At 34.3% G+C, this 10320-nt stretch carries 6 protein-coding genes; all 6 read left to right on the forward strand.

Annotated features, from left to right (window positions below; genetic code table 11):
* A partial coding sequence (locus tag AC5EAH_RS06755; protein WP_493494015.1) for an LPXTG cell wall anchor domain-containing protein occupies positions 1-365 on the forward strand: 365 nt, incomplete at its 5' end.
* Positions 366-563: 198 nt separating this feature from the next.
* Positions 564-1445: an energy-coupling factor transporter ATPase gene (locus AC5EAH_RS06760; RefSeq protein ID WP_493494016.1), complete on the forward strand. Its 882-nt coding sequence runs from the start codon at positions 564-566 to the stop codon at positions 1443-1445.
* The gene (locus AC5EAH_RS06765; RefSeq protein WP_493494017.1) at positions 1421-2302 is read left to right on the forward strand and encodes an energy-coupling factor ABC transporter ATP-binding protein; all 882 of its coding nucleotides are present in this window, start codon (positions 1421-1423) and stop codon (positions 2300-2302) included. The genes AC5EAH_RS06760 and AC5EAH_RS06765 overlap by 25 nt, the downstream gene beginning before the upstream one ends.
* Positions 2295-3092 (forward strand): energy-coupling factor transporter transmembrane component T family protein, encoded by a 798-nt coding sequence (locus AC5EAH_RS06770; protein WP_493494018.1) that lies wholly within the window; start codon positions 2295-2297, stop codon positions 3090-3092. The genes AC5EAH_RS06765 and AC5EAH_RS06770 overlap by 8 nt, the downstream gene beginning before the upstream one ends.
* A gap of 2 nt (positions 3093-3094) precedes the next feature.
* Complete coding sequence (gene truA, locus AC5EAH_RS06775) at positions 3095-3832, forward strand: tRNA pseudouridine(38-40) synthase TruA (protein ID WP_493494019.1); 738 nt, start codon at positions 3095-3097, stop codon at positions 3830-3832.
* Between the two features lie 250 nt (positions 3833-4082).
* Positions 4083-10320: YSIRK-type signal peptide-containing protein (locus tag AC5EAH_RS06780; RefSeq protein WP_493494020.1), on the forward strand; the 6238-nt coding region annotated here is incomplete at its 3' end.

Here is a 10320-nt window from a genome sequence, read left to right on the forward strand (position 1 = left end):
AACCAATTGTTAAGTTAGTAGAAGGCACAGTATTACCAACAGAACCAGGAAATTACTTAATTCCAGTAGAAATTGTATACCCAGATGGTTCAAAAGTTGTCATAGAAGTGCCAATGACAATTACGAAACTTGCAGCAAAAGAAACAACACCAACAAAAGAAACAACAACAGAAGTGAAATCACAAGGTGTAACAAAAGTTGAATCAGATGTGTCAACAAACGATACGACAACACAAGCACCTCTTGGTAAAGTTGTTAAAGAATTACCAAATACGGGAATGACTTCGACAAACACAACAGTTGCCGGCTTAGGTTTATTAGCAGCAGCATTTGGTTTAAGAAGAAAAAAACGTAAACAACAATAAGAAAAAGTCAATATTTCATATTGTAAAAATAGAGTGAGTCAACCATATTAAAGGGTGGCTCACTCTTTTTATATAGACTTAGATATCAAGTTCATAATAAAAATAAGGATTAATAATATTTTCTTAATTCTATTATTAACATTATTTTATATAGTTATGATATAATTAAGGGTAATTTATTTTAAGGAGAGAAGAGAAATGACTCAGCAGAGCATAGTTAGATTAGAAAATGTGAGTTATCAGTATCCTGCTCGTTATCATGAACAAAATGATTCATCACAGCAAGAACCACCTATTTTAGCCATTTCAGACTTATCTTTTGAAATTAAAAAAGGTCAATGGGTAGCCATTGTTGGTCATAATGGTTCAGGAAAAAGTACTTTAGCTAAATTATTATGTGCAGTTAATTTTGCTACCAAAGGTCAAATTATAATTGATGATCAAGTAATAGATGTTCAAAATGTTGAACATGTTAGACAACGTGTAGGTATTGTTTTTCAAAATCCAGATAATCAGTTTGTAGGTGCAACGGTAGAAGATGATATTGCTTTTGGTTTAGAAAATCAAGGTATTGAATATGAGGAAATGCATCAAAGAGTGGATGATGCATTAGTAAAAGTTAAAATGCAAGATTTCAAACATGCAGAACCATCGAAATTATCTGGTGGACAAAAACAGCGTGTAGCCATTGCGAGTGTCATTGCTTTAAGACCGAATTTAATTATTTTAGATGAAGCCACAGCAATGCTTGATCCTGAAGGAAGACAAGAAATTATTGATGTAATTTATCAATTGCGTCAAGAAAATAATTTAACGGTTATTTCTATTACACATGATTTAGAAGAAGCAGCACGTGCCGATCATGTTTTAGTGATGAATAAAGGCCAAAAATTTGCAGAAGGTACACCACAAGAAGTGTTTTCGTTAGGACAACAATTAGTTGACCTAGGTTTAGATTTACCTTTTGAATATCGTCTGCAACAAAGTTTAATAGCACACGGCTTAAATTATGATGCATTGATGAATCCCACTGAGAAAGGAGTGTTAGCGCAATTATGCAAATCACTTTCAACAAAGTAAATTATGCTTATGGTGCAGGCACACCTTTTGAAAAACGTGCTTTATACGATATTACAACAAATATTCCATCACAAAGTTATACAGCTGTTATTGGTCATACAGGTTCGGGAAAATCTACGTTTTTACAACATTTAAATGCATTATTACAACCGACATCAGGAACAGTGACTATTGGAGATAGTGTTGTAACAGCAAATAAAAAACTTAATAAAAAACAAGGTAATTTATTAAATTTACGCCGTAAAGTCGGCGTTGTATTTCAATTTCCAGAACATCAATTGTTTGAGGAAACTGTACTTAAAGATATTATTTTTGGCCCACTTAATTATGGTGTGTCTGAAGCCGAAGCTACTGAACGTGCAAAAAATTTAATTAAATTAATCGGTTTACCAGAAAATATATTAGAAAAATCACCATTTGATTTATCAGGTGGTCAAATGCGTCGAGTAGCTATTTGTGGTGTATTAGCCATGCAACCAGAAATTTTAGTATTAGATGAACCAACAGCTGGATTAGATCCAAGAGGTCGACAAGAAATTATGGCATTATTTTATCGTCTGTATAAAGAAATGAATTTAACGATTGTCTTGGTGACACACTCAATGGAAGATGCCGCTGAATACGCTGATACAATTAAAGTGATGTATAAGGGACAATTAGTTTTAGATGGTGAAACATCACAAATTTTATCTAATGATCAGCAATTAGCACAATATGATTTATTACCACCAAAAATCACACAATTTCAAAGACAATTAGAACAACAACTTAATATAAAATTACCAGCAATTGCTTTGACGCTAGAACAATTTAGTCAATTGTTAGTGGCTTATCAGAAGGAGGAAGAACATGCTTGATAAAGTTATTTTTGGTAGGTATGTTAATGGCAATTCATTAATACATCAGCTAGATCCTCGAACTAAATTAATTTTAAGTTTTTGTTTTATTATCATTGTATTTTTAGCGAATAATTTGTGGAGTAATTTAGTCATCATTGCATTAGTCGTTTTAACAATTGTGCTTTCTAAGCTTCCAATCAAATTTTTAATTGATGGTTTAAAGCCAATTTTATTTGTAGTAGCATTTACCTCATTATTACATTTATTCTTTACTAAAGGTGGTCACACTTATATAGCATGGCAGGGTATTACAATAGAACATAACGGTGTTATGCAAGCAATTATTATTGCGATTAGATTAATTCTATTAGTATTAATGACTTCTGTTTTAACATTAACAACTTCGCCAATTAGTATTACAGATGGGACAGAACGTTTGTTATCACCATTGAAAAAAATTAAATTTCCAGTGCATGAACTTGCTTTGATGTTATCTATTTCTTTAAGATTCATTCCGACATTACTTGATGAAACGGATAAAATCATGAAGGCACAAATGTCACGTGGTTCGGATATAACAGTCGGCTCATTAAAACAACGTATCAAAGCTATTGTGCCAATGTTAGTCCCATTATTTGTGAGTGCATTTAATCGTGCGGAAGATTTAGCATTGGCTATGGAAGTACGTGGTTATAAGGGAGATGAAGGTCGTACGAAATATCGTCGTCTACAATATCGTTCAATTGATATAATGGCAGCCATCATTTTTGTTATTTTTACGATGAGTTTATTATTAGTGAGAGGTTAATTATGCGTGTTGTTTTAGTTTGCCAATATAAAGGCACAAATTATAATGGTTTTCAAACACAACCAAATGGTCAAACAATTCAAGATGAATTAGAAATTATTTTAAAAAAAATACATAAAGGGCAATTTGTTCGTATACATATGAGCGGGCGAACAGATTCAGGCGTACATGCTTTAGCACAACCTGTTCATTTTGATACATCATTAAATATTGAGCCACAAGGTTGGGTTAGAAGTTTTAATGCACAATTACCAAAGGATATTAGAATTATAGATGCTTATTATGTAGCAGATGATTTTCATGTTCGTTATGATGTCGTGGCTAAAACTTATGCTTATCGTTTATCAATAGCAAAAATATTATCACCCTTTGAAACAGAAACTGTGGCACATTATCCATTTGGATTAAATGTAGAACGTGTAAGAGCAGCGATGCCGTATTTTATAGGCACACATGATTTTACTTCTTTCTGTTCTAAAAATAGTTCTGTTGATAATAAGGTCAGAACAATTCATTGGTTTACACTCGATCAACGTGGGGATGAGTTATATTTTGAAATTAATGGTGATGGTTTCTTATACAATATGGTCAGAATTATTATTGGTACGTTAATTCAAATAGGTCACGGTAAATATGAACCTGATATAGTACCAACTATTCTTGCAGCAAAAGATAGAGATAAAGCTGGACATAGAGCACCCGCTTGCGGTTTATATTTAAAAGAAGTTTTTTATAACTAGAAGATACTTGTTAATAAAACAACGTTTGATGCTTTATTAACAAGTTTTTTTGTAATGATGATAAAATCAATCGGTTTTTATGTATATAAAACGTTATAATTATACAAAATATCTAAAAATGTATCATATATTATCATTAATAAAAATATACATTTTTATACTATGAAATAATTGACATAAGTAGTTTAAATCAGTATCATTTATTATGAACAGTTATATTTTTAGTAATTTTCATAAAAGGGGTATATATATGGGAAAAAATAATAAACATTTATATCAACAAAAAAATGCATTACGCGTTAATAGGTATGCAATTAAAAAGTTTAAAGTCGGTACGGCGTCGATTATGGTCGGTGGGTTGTTATTTTTAGCAAACTCAATGGATGCACAAGCCTCAGAACAAATTATAGAAAAGAGTGAACGAGCAGAATCTTCATCAACAGGAGTTTCTGAAACACCACAACAAGAATTACCAACAGTTGAAACTTCAAAAGAAGTCATAGCAACCGTAACTGAAGCATCTAAAGAAGTTGTAGCACCAACAATTGAACCAGTAAAAGAAGTAACTGTGCCAACAACTGAACGAGTTAAATCTACAGAACAACCAGTTACAGATCCAGTCAAAGAAGCGGCACAAACACCAGTAAACGAAACTTCAAAAGAAGTTGCTGTACCAACAGCAGAAGCTGCAAAAGAAACTCTACAAGCAACAAAAGAAACACCAAAAACGGTTGAACAACCAATAAAAGAACAATCGTCAAACCAATCAACAGATACAGCTGAAGCACCCGCACCAGTAATCAATAAGTTCCGTGCAGCTAATGGCACAGGTCCTGTCTTACGTTCAGCAGGTGATGACTCAGATATTACTCGAAACCAAGTGACCGGTAAAACAAAATTTATTGCAAAAACAAATACTAATTTGCAAATTACTAAAGCAAATCAAGGCTCAACAACATTAGAAGAAGCGAAAGCATTGAGATATAGCTCTGTTAATAAAAATGATATGGCAGATAGTGTCGGTTTTTATGTACAATCATTTCAAAGAGATGGTGAGAGTGAAAATCCTAATGGAAATGAACAAAATGCTAATGGACGTTTGGATTATCCTTTAAGTCGTGAGCAGTATAAAAAATTGCAAAATGAGGCGTTAATGTGGGGAGGAAAGCTAAAACCAAGCGGCAAATCTATTGCTTCTTCTTATCAAGGTATGGGTTCAAATGGTGGTTATGAATTTTTAGCAACAGGTTTATATGGTTATACATATGAACAAGGACAATCAGTTTATATTCCTAATGTTAAAAAAAGAGTGAAATTAACGGATGAAGCTACACAAGCTGGGTGGTCAATTGTTGGTTTTGAAGCATATAATTTACCATCTGGATTAGTGTACAATAAAGAGAGTGATACAATTGAAGGGAAAATTGTATCTAATTTACAAACAGGTGTACAAGCCTTAAAAACAACATTTTATATCTCTAATAATAATGAAACATATAAATTTGCTTCTACTGATTTAGGTTTTGGATGGATAGGGTGGCAAGATACGCAAGCACCAACTATTTTAGCAAAAGATTCATTAATGACACAAAAAGTTGGAGATAATATTGAAAAATCTATTGAATACAATGATTTGTCAGGAGCAGGTACACATAATGGTGATTCTGAAACAATAACAGTTACAACAAAAGATGGTAGTGAACACAATGCTAAAATTGGTAAAATTCCTGCTTTAACAGGTGTTGGTGGTAAAAATAGTACAGCAACAGCTACTGATGAAGTAATTCCTGGTTTAACTTATAGCGGAACAACTGGAAATATTACAGGTACTCTAACTACAGCAGGTATTTATACAGTACCGGTATTTGCTAAAGATTATGATTTAACGAATACATCAAATAACACTAGTTGGACTCAATTTGGTCAAGAAGCACATTCTAATTTAACTGTAGCAGTGGCACCAAAAGTAGAAGTATTAAATATTGAAACTTATTCAAAACAAGTACCTGTGACTATTTCACAAGGGGCTTCTTCAGCTGTATTAACAATGCCAGATGGTACAACAACAAATATTGCAGTAAATGAAGCAGGTAAATGGGTAGTTGCTGCAGGTGGAACAAACAAGGCAGCAGTAGAAGGTACTGAATTAGGGAATGCAGGATCTAAAATTAATATTCCAGTAAATGATACAGCAACAGCAACAGCAGGTGTTGATAATATTACAGTTGTAGCTAAAGCAGAAAATGTTAATGCTATATTAATGCGTAATAATGTAGAATTGGCAGATGCTAGTGGCACAAAACATACAGCGACTTTTAATCCAACAACGGGTCACTGGGAATTTCCAGAAAATTATGCAGTGGAAGTAACAGAAAATGGTAATACAGCAACTGTTGTTAAACGCCAAGTGTTTAGCCAAACGAAATTAGATGGATCAACAGATTATTATATTTATGAGTATTCTAAAACTTATGACCAAGTAGGTAAAGGTAGTTCGAATGCGACTAAAGCTGACTATTTAGAGAAGAATGCGACTGTAACAGCTGTAAACGATGTTACAAGAACACCAACTAAATATAAAGGTCATGCTGCAAGTGGTGATCGTGATGCGATGTACACAACAATTAACTATAATAAATTGACTGATACATGGACATCAACTGATGGTAGTACAGTAACAGCAATAAAAGATGGCACAACGTGGAATATTTCTACTGATTCAGGTTTTACAGGTAAAGTTGCTGCACAAGAAATTTCAACAGAAGATAAAGCAACAATTGAAAATCAAATGCCGACTGCTGCCTCAACAAGTTATAATTCAAGTGTAGGCACAACAGTTGATTTGAAATCACAAACAGAAGCGCATGTAATGACTAATGATCCAGAAGATGATAAGTATCAAAAAGACACTTATATTACAAAAATAACGGTAACTTCTCCAAGTGGCCAAGTACAAGAATTTAATGATAAAGCACCATTTAAAACATATCCGGCAAAACCTTATACTTTAACAGAAGTAGGAACTTATACAGTTGTAGTAGATGTATTAGATAGTAATGGTAATAAAGTTGATGCCACAGTAAATGGTACAGAATCAGGAACTGATGCAGGTGCTAATAGTGCTAAAGGACAAACGACTTACTATATTACAGTACGTGATGATATTCATGGTGAAAATAAAGTTACAACTGATATACAAGGGAAAGTTCAACAAGCAACACCATTATTTAAAACGAGCACTGATCAAGTTGTTTCTCCGACAGCAGAATATCCAGCAAAATTAGTTAATGGTAGTGATTTAGTTGAAAGTTACGATGTAATCCAAAATGGTAATAAAATTGGTAGTTATGCTATTGATACATTAACAGGACAAGTAACTTTCACACCAGAACCACAATTTTCTGGTGTTGTACCAGTTGCAACAGTTAAATTAACAGCAAAATTAGGGCAAGATAAAGATGGTAATTTAATTATTTCAGCAGCGACAGCGACGTATACACCAACTGTAGCAGCTGTTATTCCAACAGCGAATGAAGCAATATCTAAAGATATTCAAGGTGCGGTACAAACGGGTACACCAACATTTACAGCTGGACATAATGAAGTACCTATTAAAGATAATAGTAAAACTTTATTAGACAGTAATAACCAACCAGCTGAACGAGTTGATGCTGTTACTCAAGGAAATAAAAAAGTTGGTGAATTCACTTTAGATAAAGCAACAGGGCAAGTAACATTTACACCGACAGATAAACTTTATACAGGTACGGTTAAACCAGTAAGTATTAAAGCTGAAGATAAAAATGGTACGTCAGTAACGACAACATATACACCACTTATCGTAGGTGTAACACCAACAGCAACACCAGCAGCAACAGAAAATATTCAAGGTGTCGCACAAACAGGTACAGTAACATTTGCACCAGGTACAGTGACAATTGATGGACAACAAAAATCTGTACCAATTGATGAAAATGTCGCACCGATTTTAGTGGATGAGTATGGAACAGCACGTGATTTAGATCCAGAAGGTGCTTATGAAGAACCAGGTGAAGGTAAGTACAAAATTAATGCTGACGGTACAGTAACATTTACCCCAGATAGACAATTTACAGGTGAAGCACAAGGTGTTTACGTACAAAAACAAGATACTAATGGTAAAAAAGCACGTGCGAAATATACACCAACTGTGATACCAGTTGTACCGACAGCAACACCAGCAACAACAGAAGATATTCAAGGTGCAACACAAACAGGTCATCCAACATTTGCTCCAGGTGATGAACGTATTCCAATTGATAATAGTACGATGAAATTAATGGATAATGGGCGAGAAGTAGCAAATGGTACACCAGTAGCTGTAAATAATGCACAAGGACAAAAAATCGGTGAATATACATTAGATAGTGCTACAGGTAATATTACCTATACACCAACTGATAAAACATATGCAGGTGAGGTACCAGCTGTAACTGTTAAAGTGTTAGATCAAAATGGTACAGAAGTAACAACAACATACACACCAAGAATTATTCCAGTCACACCAATAGCAGAAGATACAACAACAGAAGATATTCAAGGAATGATCCAGTACAGTCGATATATCTTTAAACCAGGTCAAGCGAATGTAAATGGTGTTGAAAAATCAGTAGAGATTGATTACAACTCACCGACAAAATTAGTAGATAAAGATGGTCATGAATTAACATTAACAGATGGAAAATATTTTGTTGTGTCTGGTGAAGGAAAATATACGGTCAACGATGATTTCAGAGATGTCATATTTATACCAGAACCACAATTTGTCGGTACAGCAAAAGGTGTTTATGTACAAAAACAAGATTTAAATGGAACAAAAGCACAAGCGAAATATGTGCCAACAGTAACGAGAGTAACACCAACAGCAGAACCAGCAATAACAAAAGATATTCAAGGTGTACCACAAACTGGGTTACCACAATTCACACCAGGGCATGGTAGAGTACCATTAGTTGGTTCAATTGTATTAGTTGATGCTAATGGACAAGCGATAGAAGATGATACACCATTAGATGCTTTAGGTGACAATGGTCAAAAAGTTGGTGAATATACTATTAATCAACAATCAGGTGATGTAACATTTACACCTACGGATAAATTATATGTTGGTGAAGTTCAACCAGTTCATGTACAAACTCAAGATATAAATGGTACAAGAGTAACAACAACTTACACACCACAAATCGTGCCATTAACACCACACTCACAACCAGCAGAAACAACAGATATTCAAGGTGCTGTTCAAACAGGTCAACCAACATTTATGGATAGTACTGGGCAAGTAGATGATATTGAAAAACGTGTACCGATTAATCCTGATGTGGCAGCTAAGTTAGTAAATGAACAAGGTCAAGATTTAGTATTAATGGATGGAAAATACGTTGTTGATGGTGTTGGAGCTTATGAAGTAACACCAGAAGGTGTTGTAACATTTACACCAGACAAACAATATACAGGTACAGCGGCAGGTGTTTATGTAGAGCGTCAAGATGTTGTAGGACTTAAAGTACGTGCGAAATATACACCAACAGTCGTACCAGTAACGCCAACAGCACAGCCAGCAGAAACAACAGATGTTCAAGGTATTGTTCAAACAGGTACACCGACATTTACAGCAGGTCAAGCTACAGTAAATGGTGAAACAAAAACAGTAGATTTAGATGACAATACACCAGCACAACTTGTTAACGAACAAGGTCAACCTTTAGCATTAACAGATGGTAAATATATAGTTAGTGGGCAAGGTAGTTATCAAGTAGCGCCAAATGGTACAGTAACATTCACACCAGAACCACAATTTGTAGGTAAAGCACAAGCTGTTTATGTAGAACGTCAAGATAAAAATGGTACTAAAGTAAAAGCAACATATACACCAACAGTAACAGCAGTTCAACCAACAGCACAGCCAACAGAATCAACAGATATTCAAGGTGCAACACAAACAGGTACACCAACATTTACAGCAGGTCATGAAAGAGTACCTATGAAGGAAGGTAGTATCAAATTAGTAGATAAAGGTCAATTAGTTGATAGTATTACTAATGTTTTAGGTACATATACAATTGACAATACAACAGGTACAGTAACATTTACGCCATCAGATAAAATGTATGCAGATGACGTGCCAGCTGTGACAGTACAAGCACAAGATGTTAATGGTACACCAGTACAAACAACATATCGTCCGCATATTGTGCCAGTGAAACCGACAGCACAACCAGTAGAAACAACAGATGTTCAAGGTGTCGTTCAAACAGGACAGCCAACATTTGCAGCAGGTCAAGCTACAGTAAATGGTGAAACAAAAACAGTACCTTTAGATGATCAAACACCAGCACAATTAGTAAGTGAAGATGGTTATGGATTAGAATTGACAAATGGAAAATATGTTGTAGAAGGTGAAGGAACTTATGCTGTAGCTTCTGATGGTACAGTAACATTTACACCAG

This window comes from Staphylococcus sp. B1(2026) (assembly GCF_058895785.1).

Excerpts from the sequence above, each read along its gene's own strand:
- truA (WP_493494019.1), top strand. The coding sequence starts at position 3,095 with ATGCGTGTTGTTTTAGTTTGCCAATATAAAGGCACAAATTATAATGGT.
- AC5EAH_RS06760 (WP_493494016.1), top strand. The coding sequence starts at position 564 with ATGACTCAGCAGAGCATAGTTAGATTAGAAAATGTGAGTTATCAGTAT.
- AC5EAH_RS06770 (WP_493494018.1), top strand. The coding sequence starts at position 2,295 with ATGCTTGATAAAGTTATTTTTGGTAGGTATGTTAATGGCAATTCATTA.
- AC5EAH_RS06765 (WP_493494017.1), top strand. The coding sequence starts at position 1,421 with ATGCAAATCACTTTCAACAAAGTAAATTATGCTTATGGTGCAGGCACA.